Origin of the sequence: Agriterribacter humi (assembly GCF_009192765.1) — a bacterium.
In the GTDB taxonomy this organism is placed as follows: Bacteria; Bacteroidota; Bacteroidia; order Chitinophagales; family Chitinophagaceae; genus Agriterribacter; species Agriterribacter humi.
In genome coordinates, this window is the sequence record NZ_VOHQ01000005.1 from 330,546 (window position 1) to 346,546 (window position 16,001).

General features: G+C 41.3%; 16 protein-coding genes. 8 read left to right on the top strand and 8 right to left on the bottom strand.

The genetic code is table 11. From position 1 onward, the window contains the following. Nucleotides 1-140: 140 nt before the first annotated feature. From FRX45_RS11550 to FRX45_RS11560, 3 genes are all read right to left on the bottom strand, one after another. Nucleotides 141-737 (bottom strand): porin family protein, encoded by a 597-nt coding sequence (locus FRX45_RS11550; RefSeq protein WP_152268575.1) that lies wholly within the window; start codon nt 735-737, stop codon nt 141-143. A gap of 200 nt (nt 738-937) precedes the next feature. After that, nucleotides 938-2,185: a metallophosphoesterase gene (locus tag FRX45_RS11555; RefSeq protein ID WP_152268576.1), complete on the bottom strand. Its 1,248-nt coding sequence runs from the start codon at nt 2,183-2,185 to the stop codon at nt 938-940. Between the two features lie 305 nt (nt 2,186-2,490). Continuing rightward, on the bottom strand, nt 2,491-3,036 hold the full coding sequence (locus FRX45_RS11560; RefSeq protein WP_152268577.1) for an NADPH-dependent FMN reductase: 546 nt from the start codon (nt 3,034-3,036) through the stop codon (nt 2,491-2,493). Between the two features lie 117 nt (nt 3,037-3,153). Here FRX45_RS11560 and FRX45_RS11565 point away from each other — a divergent pair, with 117 nt between their 5' ends. The 6 genes from FRX45_RS11565 to FRX45_RS11590 all read left to right on the top strand — a co-directional run bounded on the left by FRX45_RS11565 (nt 3,154) and on the right by FRX45_RS11590 (nt 7,566). Further along, entirely contained in the window at nt 3,154-3,837 is a 684-nt protein-coding gene (locus FRX45_RS11565) for a metal-dependent hydrolase (RefSeq protein WP_226805277.1), read from the top strand. 86 nt (nt 3,838-3,923) lie between these two features. After that, nucleotides 3,924-4,751 carry a ParA family protein gene (locus tag FRX45_RS11570; RefSeq protein WP_152268578.1) on the top strand — a complete coding sequence of 276 codons (828 nt, stop codon included), beginning with the start codon at nt 3,924-3,926 and terminating at the stop codon, nt 4,749-4,751. After that, nucleotides 4,729-5,652, top strand: coding sequence for a ParB/RepB/Spo0J family partition protein (locus FRX45_RS11575; RefSeq protein ID WP_152268579.1), 924 nt, complete (start codon nt 4,729-4,731; stop codon nt 5,650-5,652). Before FRX45_RS11570 ends, FRX45_RS11575 begins: the two co-directional genes overlap by 23 nt. Before the next feature lie 103 nt (nt 5,653-5,755). Continuing rightward, nucleotides 5,756-6,337, top strand: coding sequence for a DUF5683 domain-containing protein (locus FRX45_RS11580; protein ID WP_152268580.1), 582 nt, complete (start codon nt 5,756-5,758; stop codon nt 6,335-6,337). A gap of 39 nt (nt 6,338-6,376) precedes the next feature. Continuing rightward, nucleotides 6,377-7,093, top strand: coding sequence for a 4-hydroxy-tetrahydrodipicolinate reductase (gene dapB / locus FRX45_RS11585; RefSeq protein ID WP_152268581.1), 717 nt, complete (start codon nt 6,377-6,379; stop codon nt 7,091-7,093). A gap of 68 nt (nt 7,094-7,161) precedes the next feature. Next, nucleotides 7,162-7,566, top strand: a complete 405-nt coding sequence (locus tag FRX45_RS11590; protein WP_152268582.1) for an RrF2 family transcriptional regulator — start codon at nt 7,162-7,164, stop codon at nt 7,564-7,566. A 70-nt stretch (nt 7,567-7,636) separates the two neighbouring features. On the opposite strand, the gene FRX45_RS11595 is transcribed toward FRX45_RS11590, so the two are convergent. Further along, entirely contained in the window at nt 7,637-8,836 is a 1,200-nt protein-coding gene (locus FRX45_RS11595) for an AIR synthase-related protein (RefSeq protein ID WP_152268583.1), read from the bottom strand. Nucleotides 8,837-8,940: 104 nt separating this feature from the next. Between FRX45_RS11595 and FRX45_RS11600 the strand changes: the two genes are divergently transcribed. Then, a complete protein-coding gene (locus tag FRX45_RS11600; protein ID WP_226805286.1) occupies nt 8,941-9,930 on the top strand; it encodes a bifunctional riboflavin kinase/FAD synthetase in 990 nt (329 codons plus the stop codon). A gap of 120 nt (nt 9,931-10,050) precedes the next feature. On the opposite strand, the gene FRX45_RS11605 is transcribed toward FRX45_RS11600, so the two are convergent. From FRX45_RS11605 to FRX45_RS11620, 4 genes are all read right to left on the bottom strand, one after another. Beyond that, entirely contained in the window at nt 10,051-10,770 is a 720-nt protein-coding gene (locus FRX45_RS11605; protein WP_152268584.1) for a hypothetical protein, read from the bottom strand. A gap of 263 nt (nt 10,771-11,033) precedes the next feature. Then, nucleotides 11,034-12,359, bottom strand: a complete 1,326-nt coding sequence (locus tag FRX45_RS11610; RefSeq protein WP_152268585.1) for a dihydrolipoamide acetyltransferase family protein — start codon at nt 12,357-12,359, stop codon at nt 11,034-11,036. A 122-nt stretch (nt 12,360-12,481) separates the two neighbouring features. Next, entirely contained in the window at nt 12,482-13,780 is a 1,299-nt protein-coding gene (locus tag FRX45_RS11615) for a CinA family nicotinamide mononucleotide deamidase-related protein (RefSeq protein WP_226805292.1), read from the bottom strand. Then, nucleotides 13,761-14,342 carry a Uma2 family endonuclease gene (locus FRX45_RS11620; protein ID WP_152268586.1) on the bottom strand — a complete coding sequence of 194 codons (582 nt, stop codon included), beginning with the start codon at nt 14,340-14,342 and terminating at the stop codon, nt 13,761-13,763. Before FRX45_RS11620 ends, FRX45_RS11615 begins: the two co-directional genes overlap by 20 nt. Before the next feature lie 46 nt (nt 14,343-14,388). Here FRX45_RS11620 and dacB point away from each other — a divergent pair, with 46 nt between their 5' ends. Further along, nucleotides 14,389-15,789: a D-alanyl-D-alanine carboxypeptidase/D-alanyl-D-alanine endopeptidase gene (gene dacB, locus FRX45_RS11625; RefSeq protein ID WP_226805294.1), complete on the top strand. Its 1,401-nt coding sequence runs from the start codon at nt 14,389-14,391 to the stop codon at nt 15,787-15,789. Nucleotides 15,790-16,001: the final 212 nt, after the last annotated feature.

A 16,001-nucleotide genomic window follows, 5' to 3' on the forward strand; every position in this document is an offset into this window, starting at 1 on the left:
AAAAGTCAATATGACATCTTTTCAAAGCTAAGGCGCTTTGAAAAGCTTTGATACTACGTTGGTCAAGTATAATGCCAGTAAAAAAACAAAAAATCCGGATGATTGCATCCGGATTCTTCAATAATTATTTTTTTATTCTTTTAAAGGGCTATTCCTACCCCCAACTGTACCGTTTGACTTTTCCAGTTATCGCGTTTGTCTATATCATTAATATTGGCTAACCCAATTCCATATCTGCCGTATACCCTTAATTTTAATATATTCACCTGTGCGCCTCCCACCATTGAAAAATCTCCATTTTTAAAGGCTTCTTTGCCGTTTTCAAGGAAGGTGCTGTGTTTATTCATGAGAATGCTGAATTGCGGACCCGCCTGCAGGGTGATGAATGAAACAGGCTTGTAAGAAAGCATCAGCGGAATACTTAAATAATTCAGCTTTACATCTTTTAATTCATTTGCTGATACTTTATAAATATCCTCAAAATCGCTTGATGTGGTGGTATTGGTTTGATTAAACAATACCTCAGGTTGAATGCCCCATTTTGGAGAAAACATAATTTCAGGTGCAACGCCGAAATGATAGCCCAATTGAAATTCATCCTCAAAAGATTTGCCTTCCAGCTTGCCCATATTTGCGCCGGCATGGATGGCGAGCTTAATTCCCTGTGCAAATGAAGATGAAGATGAAGCGATAAAAAAGAAGCTTAAAAAGGCTCCGAAAAAAATGATACGTTTCATACGAGGAGTTTTATTTCCTTAAATCTAATCCAATATAATGCCATCTGCAATAAAGGCTTCAGAGTAATTTGTTAAGTAAACGTAAGGGAAATGTTATATAGGTTTCAGGTTACAGGTTTCAGGTCTCAGGTTTCAGGAACTTTGCCACCCTGTAACTTGTACCTTGCACCCTGTAACTTGTACCTTGTAACCTGTACCCTCTACACCAGTTCAATCAATGTAATCTCCGGCAAAATACCCACCCTTCCGGGATAGCCTATAAACCCATACCCGCGGTTGATGTACAATTTTTGCTTTTCCTCTTCATACAATCCGGCCCATTGCTTATACACATATTGTACGGGGCTCCATTTAAAACCAGGCAACTCCACTCCAAATTGCATTCCATGTGTATGGCCACTGAGTGTAAGATCAATATCGCTGTATTCGGGCCTTACCTGTGCGTCCCAATGACTGGGGTCGTGACTCATTAAAATTTTAAAAGGATATTTTTCTGCTCCAGCGTATGCTTCATTTAATTTACCATACTTTGGAAAGTTGGCTTTGGCTCCCCAGTTCTCTATACCCAATAAAGCAATTTGCTGTCCCTGCTTTTCCAGCACCACATGCTCATTCATTAATAAGCGCCAGCCCATATTTGCCTGCATCTGCTTTAATCGCTCAAGGTTTTGCTGTTTCTCATCTTCACTTGACCATTGCCGGTAGTCGCCGTAATCATGATTACCCAGTGTGCTGAATACGCCCATGGGCGCATTTAACCTGGCAAATATTTCAGTATAATCATTCATTTCACTGGCATGATCATTTACCAGGTCGCCGGTAAAAAGAATAAGGTCCGCCTCCTGCGCCATAATCATTTTAACACCATGCTCCACAGCCTTTTTATCGGTAAAACTTCCGGAATGCACATCGGAAATATGAACCAGCTTCAGCCCCTTGAATGCTTCGGGAAGATTGGGAAAATTAAGCTTCACCTTTTTTAACTGGTAGCGGTATTTGTTAACAAAGCCATACATCATTGCTGCCATCAGTCCTCCGCCAACCGCCAGCCCTAACCAACTCATAAATACCGATCTTGAAATACCCGCTCCTTTAAAGGGCTCTCCCTGCACATACTGGTAAAACAGTTTCCCTCCTCCCCATTGCAGCACCCTGCGTAAATCATCTGCCACCAAAAAAATTACAGTCAGCGCCTTGGAAAGGAATAAGCCTATAATAATGGCCATCCAATAGGTTCGGAAGTTTTTTGGCCAGTTATCTAAATTAATATAGGGCATAACAGCAAGTGTTATAACAACCACAGCGCTTACCGCCCAGTATAATCCGTAAACGATAAATTTTATCTTAGGCGTTGCTGTTTGTGCTGTAAGTTTTACGGCCTGAAAAACATACAGGTCAATCAACAGTATTATTATTATAAAGATCCATGAACCCGAAAAACGACGCATATTGCTACATTAAATTCAAATATAAAATCCGAAGCCGGAGTACCAAGCACCAAAAAACAAATCACAAGAACCAAATAAAATTCATATGCCAAAGTCCGAAGCCGGGGCAAAGCACTAAAAAATAAAATTCAAAAAACAAATAAAATCTAAAATCCGAAGCTGGAAGCTCGAAATTCGAAACCAAATACAACTATAAACTACAAATTAAAAAATCCCGGCCCCCATACAACAGTACCAAAAATAAAAAGCAACAAACTCAAAACTGGAACGGATTCCCTGTAACCTGAAACTTGCAACCTGTATCGTCAAAACCGTATAAAATCCTCTAACTGCTCATCAATCATTTTTAATGTTGCCTCATCTTCAATATCCTTTTCACCATTTAATAATTTGTTCACCACCGATATAGGCAACTTATTGTGATGAACATTCATTTTAAGATAATGCAATACGCCTGTAAGATGCTCCATTCCCCTCAGGTTGCCTGCCCTTCCTGTAGACACACCGGTTAGCAGCGCTTTTTTGCCCCACCATACTTTTTCAATGTCGGTATTGTCTATCATAGCCTTTAAAACGCCCGGAAAACTACCGTTATACTCGGGGGTAACAAAAATAAATTTCCGGGAAGGGATGAGTACTTCTTTTTCCAACAGCCTCAGCCCGTCGTTCCTGTTATTAACATCTATTCCTTCCAATGAAATAAACCTGGCCGGTATTCCTTTCTTTTCAAGTAAACGCAGGTATTGTTTTGCCACTCTTATGGTATTACTTCCGGGGCGGTTGGTACCGGAAATAATAGTATATATATCTGAATGCATCTTAATATCGGCTACTGTGAATGAATTGTTCAATGAATATTATACCGAAACTGTATTTTTGTCAACATGTCACTGTTGATTCAGCCATTTATTCAACAAAGATAAACCTGTTTCAGCCATCAACTGAATTCTGAAACGGCATAAATATATATGATGCGTTTTACATATTACGGGCATTCTTGTTTTGCAGTACAAATAAAGGGTAAAAAAATTCTGTTTGATCCTTTTATAACGCCCAATGCATTAGCAAAAAACATTGATATAAGCCAAATAGCCGCCGATTATATCTTCCTTTCGCATGGTCATGAGGATCACGTTGCCGATTGCATAAGCATTGCAGGAAGAACCGGGGCTAAAGTAATATGCAGCTTTGAAATTCATATATGGCTTAATAACCAGGGAATAACCAATACCCATCCTATGAACACCGGGGGTAAATGGGCCTTTGATTTTGGAGCGGTGAAATGTGTGGTGGCCCAGCATTCCAGCGGATTACCAGACGGTAGCTACGGCGGAAACCCTATGGGTTTTGTTTTTACCAGCGAAGAGGGCAACTTTTATTATAGTGGCGATACCGCCTTAACGTTGGATATGCAACTGGTTCCTCAATATGCCATATTGAACTTTGCCGTGCTGCCCGTAGGTGATAATTTTACAATGGGTATAGAAGATGCCATTCAGGCAGCGCGTTTTATACAATGCAACCAGGTTATCGGGGTTCACTATGATACTTTTGGTTTTATTAAAATTGATCATGAAAAGGCAGGGAAAGCGTTTTCAGACCAGGAAATGAAGCTGCATTTATTACAACCTGGTGAAACCCTTGACATTTAATGAAAAACAGCAGAAATAATAATTTACATTTGCCATTTGGCAAAACCGGAAAGCATTTTTAGTATAATAATATAGGTAAACAACACATGGCAAGAATTATAGGTATAGCCAATCAGAAAGGCGGGGTAGGAAAGACCACTACGGCTATTAATTTGGCCGCGAGTTTGGCGGTACTGGAGAGAAAAACACTGCTGGTAGATGCTGACCCACAGGCAAACAGTACCACAGGAGTAGGTTTTGACCTGCACAATGTACAAAAAAGCCTGTACGATTGCATGGTAAATGAAACGCCGGCAAGAGAAACCGTATTAAAAACCGAGATCCCCAATTTAGATGTAATTCCTTCGCATATTGACCTGGTGGGCGCTGAAATTGAAATGATCAATTATCCCAACAGGGAAAATGTGCTAAAATATATCCTTGATCCTATCAGGGGTGATTATGAATTTATTGTGATAGACTGCTCTCCTTCTTTAGGATTAATTACCGTAAACGCTTTAACCGCCGCCGATAGCGTAGTAGTGCCGGTACAGGCAGAGTTTTTTGCATTGGAAGGATTAGGGAAATTGTTGAACACGATAAAAATTGTGCAGAGCCGGTTAAATCCGGAACTGGTGATTGAAGGTATTTTAATGACGATGTATGACGGTCGCCTGCGCCTTTGCAACCAGGTAGTAAACGAGGTAAGGCATCATTTTGAAGAAATGGTTTTTGATACTATTATCCACCGCAACACCCGTTTAAGTGAAGCGCCAAGCGTGGGCAAACCTGCTATCTTATATGATGCGGAAAGCAAGGGATCTATTAATTATCTCAACCTTGCCAAAGAAGTTTTGCAACGCAATAACATGACGAAAATATCACAGGACGAAAGAATCTTAACTCTTGACAATGAGCAGCACTCCAAACAATAAAAATAAAAAAGAAGCTTTGGGCAAAGGAATACGCTCCCTGTTGCAAAGCATTGATGCCGACTTAAAAACCACCAGTGGCGATCATTTGAAAGGAGGTGTGGTAGAAAAAGTTACCACTACCATACGTGTTCCTGTTGAGCAGATTGAGGTTAACCCCAAACAACCGCGTCACCATTTTGATGAGCAGGCTTTGAATGAACTGGCCAACTCGATTAAGCTGCACGATATTATTCAGCCCCTAACGGTTTCTAAAACAGGCGATAAATACCGCATCATTGCGGGTGAAAGAAGGTGGCGGGCAGCTAAAATTGCGGGATTAAAAGATGTACCGGTATATATCAGGCAGGCTAATGATCAGCAATTGCTGGAACTGGCCTTATTGGAAAACCTGCAGCGTGAAAACCTTAACGCTATTGAAATAGGGATCAGCTATAAGCGTATGATGGAAGAACTGGAATATACGCAGGAGCAGGTAGCCGAGCGTATGGGCAAAGAAAGAAGCACGGTAACCAACTATATCCGTTTACTAAAACTTCCACCGGATATACAAATAGCTGTACGCAACAATACGATCAGCATGGGGCATGCCCGTGCCATTGTAAATGTTGATACCGTTGATCAGCAATTGTTTATTTTTAATGAAATTAAAAGCAAAGGTCTGTCTGTGCGGCAAACAGAGGACCTTGTAAGAAAATTATATAAAACCTCTGCTGTTAAAAAACCGGTAAAAGCAGTGCTTCCCGCTCCTTTCAGGAAAATTGAAGATAACTTAGCCTCTCACTATGGTACGCGTGTAAAAATGCAACACAATAAAAAAGGGCATGGCGCCATTACCATTGAATATTTTTCCATACAGGAACTCAATACCATCCTGGAAAAAATGAATGTTCCGGCTGTTTAATGCAATCACTACTATGCGTCAGCAATACATGCTATTGATATTTTTTTTAGCATTTTGTGTACAATCTGCCTGTGCACAAAACGATACCGTTATCACAAAACAAATGGCTGACAGTAGTATAATAACGTCTGTACCCGTTATTAAGGATACCGTACCGAAAATCGCACCTGCCGATACATCAAAAAAAAGAAGCCCTGCAGGTACGGCGGCGCTCCTTTCTGCCATATTCCCCGGTGCAGGACAGGTTTACAATAAGAAATACTGGAAGCTACCTCTTGTTTATGGTGCCTTGGCCTTCCCCACTTATACATTTATTGACAACCTCAAATGGTTTCAGCGTACGCGGTATGCCTATAATGTTTTAGCAAATAAAGACACTGGGAACTATAAAAATGTTTATGTTCAGTTGCAACCATTGGTGAACCGCGGGGATAAGTCAGGACTTCAGAATTACCGCAATGAATTCAGAAGGAATGTAGATTACTCCGTATTAGCCTTCATTTTGATATGGGGGTTGAATGTAGTTGACGCTACCGTGGATGCCCATTTGAGAGATTTCAATATTACGGATGACCTCAGCCTGCAGATTAAACCCGGTTATATGCCTGTTGCCAACACTGCAGGAATAGGCATCGTACTTAATATTGGTAAAAACCATGTCAACCGGCTTTCCCCGGCCCGTTAAATCTGTTTATCTTTGCCGCCTGAATAAATAAAATACAAGATGAAAATAGCATTGATAGGTTATGGTAAAATGGGCCACGCCATTGAAGAGATCGCCATTCAGCGCAAGCACAGCATCGAATTAAAAATTTCAATTGACAATACGGAAGATAATACAGTTGACAATATCAGTAACGCCGATGTGGCTATTGAATTTACAGGCCCCGACAGCGCTTTTGACAATATCAACAAATGTTTTGAAGCGGGAGTGCCGGTAGTATCGGGTTCCACCGGTTGGTTAAACCGCTATGAAGAAGCAGTATGGAATTGTAAAGCGCAAAATGGCGCATTGTTGTATGCCAGTAATTTTAGCATAGGCGTAAACATTTTCTTTGAGGTCAATAAAAAACTGGCGCAATTAATGGCTTCCCAGAGAGAATACAATGTTACCATAGAAGAAACCCATCACACCCAAAAAAAAGATGCACCCAGTGGCACTGCCATTACGCTGACTGAACAGATACTGGCGGTTAGTCCTTTTAAAAAGCAATGGGTTAATAAAGAAACGAATAAAGCATCAGATCTCCAGATCATCAGTAAAAGAATTGATCCGGCGGCAGGAACCCATCGTATCCGGTATCATTCGCCAACAGATGATATTGAGATCATTCATACGGCACATAACCGTTCGGGTTTTGCTTTGGGCGCTGTGCTCGCCGCTGAATTCATATACGGGCAACGGGGTGTATTTACAATGAGCGATGTGCTTGGACTGTAAATGAACGAGTTTAACAGAAATCCAGATTTTAAAATTATATTGCTGTTTGTTTAAAACCCGTTAGGATTATGCTTTCTAAAAAAACCCAGTATGCTTTTAAAGCACTCATGTATATGGCCCAGGTTGAAAAAGACGGGCCCATCCTTATCGCAGAAATTGCGAGGAAGAAAAAAATACCACTCAAGTTTCTTGAAAATATACTCCTGGAACTAAAAAAGGGTGAGGTGTTAGACAGTAAGAAAGGCAAGGGCGGGGGCTATTTTTTCAAGGAAGCACCGTCAAAAATCCACCTGGCAAAAGTAATGCGTTTGCTGGATGGTCCTATTGCCCTGCTTCCCTGTGTAAGTCTGAACTTTTATGAGCGATGTAAAAACTGCGATGAAAAAAACTGTGGACTGCGCGATACGTTAATCATGGCAAGAGACGCTACATTAAGAATTTTAGAGAAAAAAACAGTTGCAGACCTTGTATAAATGATAGTAATATGCTGTACATGCACAGAAAGGTGTGTGCGTACTAAATTGCAATTAACCTGCCGCAATGCTATGCACCATCAAACTTCAGTTCACCTTCCCTGGTTTGTATAATCAATTCCTGCTGTTTTGATGCTTCCACCCTGCCAATTACCCGGGCATCAATACCAAATTGGACCGCTGCTTTAACGATAGCCTCCGCATCTTTTTCAGATGTATATACTTCTAACCGGCAGCCCATGTTAAATACCTGGTACATTTCGCGGGCAGGAGTATTGCCTGCTTTTTGAATAAGATCAAAAATAACGGGAGGTAAGAAAAGGTTGTCTTTTATGATCCTTACGTTTTCCGGTACATATTTCAGGCACTTGGTTTGTCCTCCGCCGCTGCAATGAATTAAACCATGAATCGCATCGAAATGTTCTTCCAGCAAAACTTTCAATACCGGGGCATAGGTGCGGGTAGGCGACAAGAGCAATTTTCCGATGGTAATTTCTTTTCCATCCACATTACGTTTATCTGTCATTTTGTGCTCACCAATATATATTACATCTTTATTCAGAGCCGGTTCAAACGTTTCGGGGTATTTTTCCGCATAATATTTACTCAATACATCATGGCGTGCACTGGTTAATCCATTGCTGCCCAACCCGCTGTTGTATTCCGTTTCATAGGCGCATTGTCCGTAGCTGGCGAACCCTACAATTACATCACCCGCCTGTATCCCCTGCCTGCCGGCAGGCAGGTTTTCATTGGTGATGAGCTTTTTCTTTGGCCAGCGGGAAGTCATTGTGCCATTTACGGCAATCGTTCTCACCACATCACCCACATCCGCCGTTTCTCCGCCTAAGTAGTGAATATGTATACCATATTGTTTCAGGTTGTCGAACAATTCCTGTGATCCGTTAATGATCTGTTCCAGCACTTCGCCGGGAATACGTTTTTTATTGCGGTCAATGGTTGAATTGAACACGATATTATTGTATACACCAACACACAACAAATCATCGAGATTCATAACAATCGCATCCTGTGCAATGCCCTTCCACACCGAAATATCGCCTGTTTCTTTCCAGTATAAATACGCCAGTATACTTTTGGTACCAGCACCATCGGCATGCATGATATTTACATAATCCTCATCCCCACCCAAAAAATCGGGATACATTTTACAAAATGCTTTTGGGTACAAACCCATATCCAGGTTTTTAATGGCCGCATGTACTTCTTCTTTCTGTGCAGATACCCCTCTTTCATTATATAAGCTCATGATATTTTTTTAAACCGCTGCAAAAGTAAATATTCGCCGTGCAATTATCAATTATCTGTTAGTTTTGCAGCCCGGCGGGCACAACGGGCTCAGCGATCAATTGTTTGAGTTTCGTACCTGCATTCCATAATAATGTCAACAGGCTTGAATTAAAAGAGGAATTTACCCTGCAAATACATCACAACATATCGAAACTTCCCGCTTTTAACAATGCTGTAGTAACCATAGGTACTTTTGACGGGGTGCACACAGGGCATAAACATATTCTTAACCAGTTAAAGACCGAAGCCTCACCCATATCCGGTGAAACCGTTATCATTACTTTTCACCCGCATCCCAGGAAAATTGTTTCACACACCCACGAAGTGCGGCTTTTAAGCACCTTAGAAGAGAAAATTGAAATATTGTCGAAGGAAAGCATTGATCATCTTGTGATCGTTCCCTTTACAGAAGCATTTGCCGAGCAAACTGCTGAATCGTATATAAAAAATTTTTTAGTTAAGAATATCAATCCGCATACCATCATTATTGGTTACGACCACCGCTTTGGCAAAGACCGCGCCGGAGACTACCTGATGCTGGAAAAATATGCCGAGGAACTGGGATTCAGTGTAAAAGAAATTCCCGAAAAAGTGCTCAATGAAATAGCTGTTAGTTCTACCCGCATCCGCAAAGCAATAAGGGAGGGTGATATCGAATCTGCCAATGCCCTGCTGGGATATGATTATTTTTTTGAGGCAAAAGTGGTGGAAGGTAACCAATTGGGCCGCACCATTGGCTATCCCACAGCCAATTTGCATGTCGAAAATCCCGAAAAGTTAATACCGGGCAATGGCGTGTATGCAGCAGAAATAAAAATTGAAGAACAGCTCTTTAAAGGGATGATGAATATCGGTTTTCGACCAACGGTTGATGGCAGCAAAATGGTGATTGAAGTGAACATTTTTGATTTTAACCGCGATATTTATCATACAGGAGTAAAAGTATATGTAAAATACTTTTTGAGGCCCGAACAAAAATTTAACGGGCTGGATGCATTGAAAGCCCAACTGGAGCGGGACAAAGAAGTGGCAATTCAAAAGTTAGTCCAATGAACAGCGGTTGCTAAAAACCGTGCCGATATCGCCATCTCATCCAAGCACGGTTATTAAAGCCGGATTTGCCATAAAAATCCTTACAAAGAAGAACGTTGTGGCTTCGTGGCGTTACTTCAACTACGCTGCATTCCCCGTAATGTATTTCACCAGCGTTCTTTTGGCAACCGGTAATAAGGTTTCTTCCAAAGGAAAGCTCAAATCGGTTTCAATACTATATACCGCAGGGTTGGGCAAATCTGTTTTACTCCTGATCAGTTCCGTTTTTATGTGCTCATAAGTATTTACGATTGTTCTTTTCCATTGAGCAATGAAGGATGTTTTAATGCTGCGGTATTTCTCGTCGTGCTTTTCAAAAATACTCAACCGGTACTGGTATACATTGGTTTGATGATATGATCCGTTGCAAAGAAAGAAGTATCCTTCATTGTTTTCCAGCGGAATAATACCTACCGGAAGGATATTCAGCTTTTCTTCTACAAATTCGTATATCCCAGCCCCGTCTTTAATGGTAGCGCTCATGCGGTTAACCGCATATTGGATAATATCTTCCAGCTCTTTCATCATTTCATCATCTTCAACAATTTTTTCATACAGCAGTTGCAGCTTATCCATATTTACATGCGTAAATTTTTTAGGAAACTGATCCTGTAGCATTTCCTTGTTGTGCTTAAAATGCAGGATATTGTTGTGATGAAAAATAATGTCGGATAACTGCGGGTACAATTTATTTTGTGTAAACTCCTTGTGTATTTCCTGGAGATAAGCCAGCAGGGTATATTTTTTCAGCTCAAAATCAATATATCCTTCTGCAAACCAGGTATGAGATAAAGTCTTCATAATTGTATGGGTTAGTTTACCGAATTTAAGAAAAATACAAAAAACTTCCAACCAACTATAAGTAAAAGATCATCGTAAAAAGCAGCATTCCCTTTTTTAACATGCTGCTTCATATCCGCATAATAATTCAGCTGCCGTTGCCAAATGGTAACGGTTATATTGCCGCGCTTATTTTAAAAGAGGAGTAAAATTTAAACAAACCCGAATAGCGTTGCCAGAAGTCTGCACCTTGTGCCTGTAACATGAAACCTGTAACCCGCAACTCAAAAGCTTCTGTTCACATCAAAGTTTTCCATTTCGTTCGCTACTGCAGTAAGAAATGTAGCGCCCAATGATCCGTCAACTATGCGATGATCGTAGGAAAGAGAGAGATACATCATATGACGTATGGCTATACTGTCGCCCTGTTGGGTTTCTACTACAACCGGGCGCTTTTTTATAGCGCCTATTGCCAGTATGGCTACCTGGGGCTGATTGATAATGGGCGTGCCCATTAAACTACCAAAAGTTCCTACATTGGTTACGGTAAACGTTCCGTTTTGGGTATCATCGGGCCGAAGGCGGTTATTGCGGGCAGCGTTGGCCAAACGGTTTACTTTTTTAGCGAGTCCTGTAAGGTTCAGCATATCTGCTTCCTGTATAACCGGTGCTATTAGATTACCGTTAGGCAAAGCGGTAGCCATACTTATATTGATATCCTTACGCACGATAATTTTATCACCATCAACACTGGCATTGAGCCAGGGATATTTTTTAATGCATTTAATGATGGCTTCAATAAACAAAGGTGTAAAAGTTAACTTCTCCCCTTCCTGCTTTTCAAAATTCACTTTCACTTTTTCTCTCCACAATACCATATTGGTTACATCGCATTCAGTAAAACTGGTTACATGTGCACTGGTATGTTTGCTGTCTACCATATGCTTTGCAATAAGCTTACGCATACGGTCCATTTCAATAACTTCTACATTCCCACCATAAACCGGTTCCGTAACTTCTGCGGCTTCTTCAGGCTGAATGGCAGTAGTAGCTTGCTGAACAGCGGAAACCGCTTGTGGCTGCTCAATGGCTTCCGGAGCCGTGCCTTCTTTTTTGGCAGCAATCCATTGAAGGATATCTTTTTTGGTAACCCGCCCATCATTTCCGGTGCCGGGTATTTTTTCCAGGTCCGATAAATTTACGCCTTCATTGGCGGCAATATTTAAAACAAGCGGAGAATAGAACCGGGCGCTGCCCGTTTTAGGTGCAGTGGTATGCGATGGCTGATAAGGCACTTCTTTTATTCCTGTTTCATCCCTTATTTCAGGAGTGGCAACCGCAGTGGCAGGAACTTGTTCCTCAACGCCATTCTCCGACCTGATCTTTGCGATAACGGTACCAATGGGCACTACATCATTTTCATTATAGAGCAGTTCTTCAATTACACCTTCTGCTGTAGATGGCACTTCACTGTCTACTTTATCCGTAGCGATCTCCAACACGGTTTCATCCATTTTTACATGATCGCCCGGTTTTTTACTCCAGTGTAAAATGGTAGCTTCCATGATACTTTCGCCCAACTTAGGCATTACCAGGTCAACTATCGCCATATCAGAATTTTAATGATCGTTAAGGTTCAAAGGTAAGTATTGCTGTTCAAATAGAAACCCATAGAAACATATGTGAATATTTTTCTAATAACTCTTTCCGGCATATCATTATTGCCCATGCATTATTTCAATAAAATGCCCTCTTCAACCATTAGTTTCCGCAAAAGATTTAAAGCATAATATGCCGTCATTTCAATATTACGGGCCCGGTTGTGCCGGAAATTAAATTGTGCGGTAATAATATTATTCCGGCTACCCGCCGCTATCCATACGGTTCCTACCGGTTTTTGCGCTGTGCCTCCATCAGGCCCCATTATACCCGAAGTAGCCACCGCGTAGTCTGTATTCATTTTTGCTATAACGCCACGCACCATTTCCTTTACGGTATCTTCACTCACGGCGCCAGCAGATACGAGCGTGCTTCTTTGCACACCCAGTATATTTTCTTTTGCTTCATTGGCATAACTCACCACACTCCCTTTGTACCAGGCAGAGGAGCCTGCCACCGAAGTAATGAGATGGGCAATGTATCCTCCCGTGCAGCTTTCAGCCGTAGAAAGTGTTTGTTTGCCTTTTTGCAGCATTTTTCCAATTACCTGCGAAAGCGTAGTGTCTTCCGCTGCTACCAGCCATTCGGCTACCAGCGTTTTTAATTTCCCAAACTGGCTGTTTAACGTTTCCTGCAACCTGCTGCTATTGCTGTCGCTCCCGGTAATGCGCAAACGCACCATTCCATAATTGGGCAGGTAGGCTAATTTGAGATGATCAGGCAGTTGCGATTCCCAGCCTTTAATGGTTTCCGCGAGAAAGGATTCGCCAATGCCAAAAGTAAGCAGGGTACGATGATCTATAAAAGGGAAAGTAAAATACTGCTGCAAATGCGGAATAACATAATCCGTCATCATTCCTTTCATTTCATGCGGTACGCCGGGCATGCTTACAAAAATCTTTCCCTCTTTTTCAAACCACATGCCTGGGGCTGTTCCTCTTTTATTGGGAATAACGGTGCATTTATCCGGCACTTCCGCCTGTTTAAGATTGCGTTCTATAAGCGGATGATTCAATTTTTCAAAAATAGCTTTTACATTCGCCAGCGCTTCTCCATTAATAACCAATGAAGCGCCAAAATATTCGCAAAGCACCGGCTTGGTTATATCATCAGCGGTAGGACCCAGTCCACCTGTTATAAGAATAATGGGCGTATCCCTGCTCTCTTCATCCAATGCCCGGATAATTTCTTCTTTATTGTCGCCAACCGACACTCTGCGCCTTAGCCATATACCCGTTTTATTCAGTTCCTGCGCTATCCATGCGCTGTTGGTATCTATTACCTGCCCTATCAGCAATTCATCGCCAATGGTAATAACAGAAGCATTTATTTTGAGTGTATTATTAAAAGGATCAGATATTTGTGCCATCATAAATTTCCTGCAAGGTAAGGGTAAAGCCAATGGTTTGAATAGTGAAAGAACCTTCATCTATATTTTCAAAAGCCCACGCATTGCCGGACTGCCTGCGGGAAACAATGACGGATAGCTTGAGCGCATCAATCATAATATATTCTTTTAACGAAGGTATCTCACGATAAAAGAAAAATTTTCTTCCTTTGTCCATGCTGCCGGTGGAAGGAGAAAGGATTTCAAATATCACCGAAGGATTTAGCAGGGTATCAAATTTGTCGTCTTCCAATTGAGGTTCACCGCATACAATTACCGCATCAGGATACATATACGAATCATGTAAGGGGGTACTAACACGCATATCGGAAGGAAGCATATTGCAACGATTCCCTTTCAAAAAAAAACCCACTTCCCGGTACAAGTTCATGGCAATCCTGTTGTGCCGCAAACTTGCGCCGGCCATGGCAATAATGTGCCCGTCATAATACTCACTCCTGTTTTTGGAAGCCCTTTCCGCCTCCAGGTATGCTTCAGGTGAAATATAGTTGTATTTTGGCGCGGGCTCTTTAACTTCATTTTCCATACTATAAATTTAATTATTCCCGGTTTAGCGATAAATATTTTTTATTATGAGAAGAACAATCGGAAGTTTCAACCATATGGCTGTGTTGTATATCCTTGCAATGGCGGTAATGTTCCCTGCAACAAAGATTAGCGCGCAAACGGTTACACAAAAACTGCAAAAAGCATTCCTCCGGTTCGAAGAAGACAGCCAGTTGACACATGCCATCAGTTCATTGTATGTAATTGACGCGAAGAGCGGGAAAGTGGTATTTGATAAAAATAGACAAACAGGGCTGGCTCCGGCCTCTACTCAAAAAATAATTACCAGTACCACCGCTTTTGCTTTGCTGGGACAGGATTTCAGGTACAAAACAAAATTTGGCACAGGCAACAACACATTGTATATTTTACCTTCAGGAGATCCAACATTGGGAAGTGAGCGGTGGGAAAATACAAAAGCCAACAAAATACTGGAACGGATTATTGAATCGTTCAGGCAAAAACATTTACATATTGATTCAATCTCTGTTGATAACAAAGGGTGGGCATTTGATTATATCCCCGATGGCTGGATATGGCAGGATATAGGAAATTACTATGGCGCCGGATCTGAAAAATTAAACTGGCGCGAAAATCAATATGATCTGCTGCTGCAATCGGGGAGCAACATAGGCGACCCTGTGCGGATAGCAGGCACCAATCCCAAGTTATTTGGCTATGCTCTTCGTTCGATGGTAACCGCTGCAGCCCGGGGAACGGGAGACAATGCATATATCTATTTCCCCTTAAATGATACTGCCGGAATTGTTAAAGGAACGATTCCTGTTAACGAAAACGGGTTTGGCGTATCTGGCGCTTTTCCTTCCGGCGCCAAACAGTTTATTGCTGAATTAACAGACCAAATGGCAAATGCAGGAATAACGGATCCTTCGTTTGAAGCAAATAAGGTTTTTGACGGGAAAGCTGACGCCTATACAATTCTTCATACAGAAACATCTCCCCCGCTTGATTCCATCATTTACTGGTTCAATAAAAAAAGCATTAACCTTTATGGTGAAGCATTGTTAAAAACAATGGCGTATGAAAAAAAAGGATATAGCGCCACAGATACCGGCATAAACATTGTAAAAAATTTCTGGGAACAAAATGGAATTGATCCTGCAGAAATAAATATGGTGGATGGCTCCGGGCTTTCGCCATTAAACCGGGTTACTACCCATGCGCAGGTTGAAATACTGAAATATGCTCAAAAGCAAAGCTGGTTTCCCGCTTTTTATCAGTCATTACCAGAATATAACGGCATAAAAATGAAAAGTGGCACTATAAGAAATGTGAAAGGTTTTACGGGATACCATACCGCAATAGATGGTAAAACCTATATTTTCTCTTTTTTAGTGAACAACTACAATGGTTCAGCATCTGCTTTAGTACGCAAAATGTATAATGTGCTCAATATATTGAAGTGAACGGAGGTGTCAGGTTTCAGGTTACAGGTTACAGGTTTCAGGTTACAGGTTTCAGGTTTCAGGTTACAGGTTACATGACACAGTCTGTGTATGCCTAAAATAGGTTGACAAAAAACAGTCACTTATGCGGCAAGTTAACTCAAAATTAGAAATCCGTGAGCATCGGATTTTCTCTGAGGAATTAAAAAAGAAAGCGATTAAGGAATTAGTAA

Bases quoted from the DNA above. Each gene is read 5' to 3' on its own strand.
- FRX45_RS11570 (WP_152268578.1), top strand. From the start codon at position 3,924: ATGGCAAGAATTATAGGTATAGCCAATCAGAAAGGCGGGGTAGGAAAG.
- dacB (WP_226805294.1), top strand. From the start codon at position 14,389: ATGAGAAGAACAATCGGAAGTTTCAACCATATGGCTGTGTTGTATATC.
- FRX45_RS11555 (WP_152268576.1), bottom strand. From the start codon at position 2,185: ATGCGTCGTTTTTCGGGTTCATGGATCTTTATAATAATAATACTGTTG.
- FRX45_RS11565 (WP_226805277.1), top strand. From the start codon at position 3,154: ATGATGCGTTTTACATATTACGGGCATTCTTGTTTTGCAGTACAAATA.
- FRX45_RS11610 (WP_152268585.1), bottom strand. From the start codon at position 12,359: ATGGCGATAGTTGACCTGGTAATGCCTAAGTTGGGCGAAAGTATCATG.
- FRX45_RS11575 (WP_152268579.1), top strand. From the start codon at position 4,729: ATGAGCAGCACTCCAAACAATAAAAATAAAAAAGAAGCTTTGGGCAAA.
- FRX45_RS11590 (WP_152268582.1), top strand. From the start codon at position 7,162: ATGCTTTCTAAAAAAACCCAGTATGCTTTTAAAGCACTCATGTATATG.
- FRX45_RS11580 (WP_152268580.1), top strand. From the start codon at position 5,756: ATGGCTGACAGTAGTATAATAACGTCTGTACCCGTTATTAAGGATACC.
- FRX45_RS11605 (WP_152268584.1), bottom strand. From the start codon at position 10,770: ATGAAGACTTTATCTCATACCTGGTTTGCAGAAGGATATATTGATTTT.
- FRX45_RS11550 (WP_152268575.1), bottom strand. From the start codon at position 737: ATGAAACGTATCATTTTTTTCGGAGCCTTTTTAAGCTTCTTTTTTATC.
- dapB (WP_152268581.1), top strand. From the start codon at position 6,377: ATGAAAATAGCATTGATAGGTTATGGTAAAATGGGCCACGCCATTGAA.
- FRX45_RS11615 (WP_226805292.1), bottom strand. From the start codon at position 13,780: ATGATGGCACAAATATCTGATCCTTTTAATAATACACTCAAAATAAAT.
- FRX45_RS11620 (WP_152268586.1), bottom strand. From the start codon at position 14,342: ATGGAAAATGAAGTTAAAGAGCCCGCGCCAAAATACAACTATATTTCA.
- FRX45_RS11595 (WP_152268583.1), bottom strand. From the start codon at position 8,836: ATGAGCTTATATAATGAAAGAGGGGTATCTGCACAGAAAGAAGAAGTA.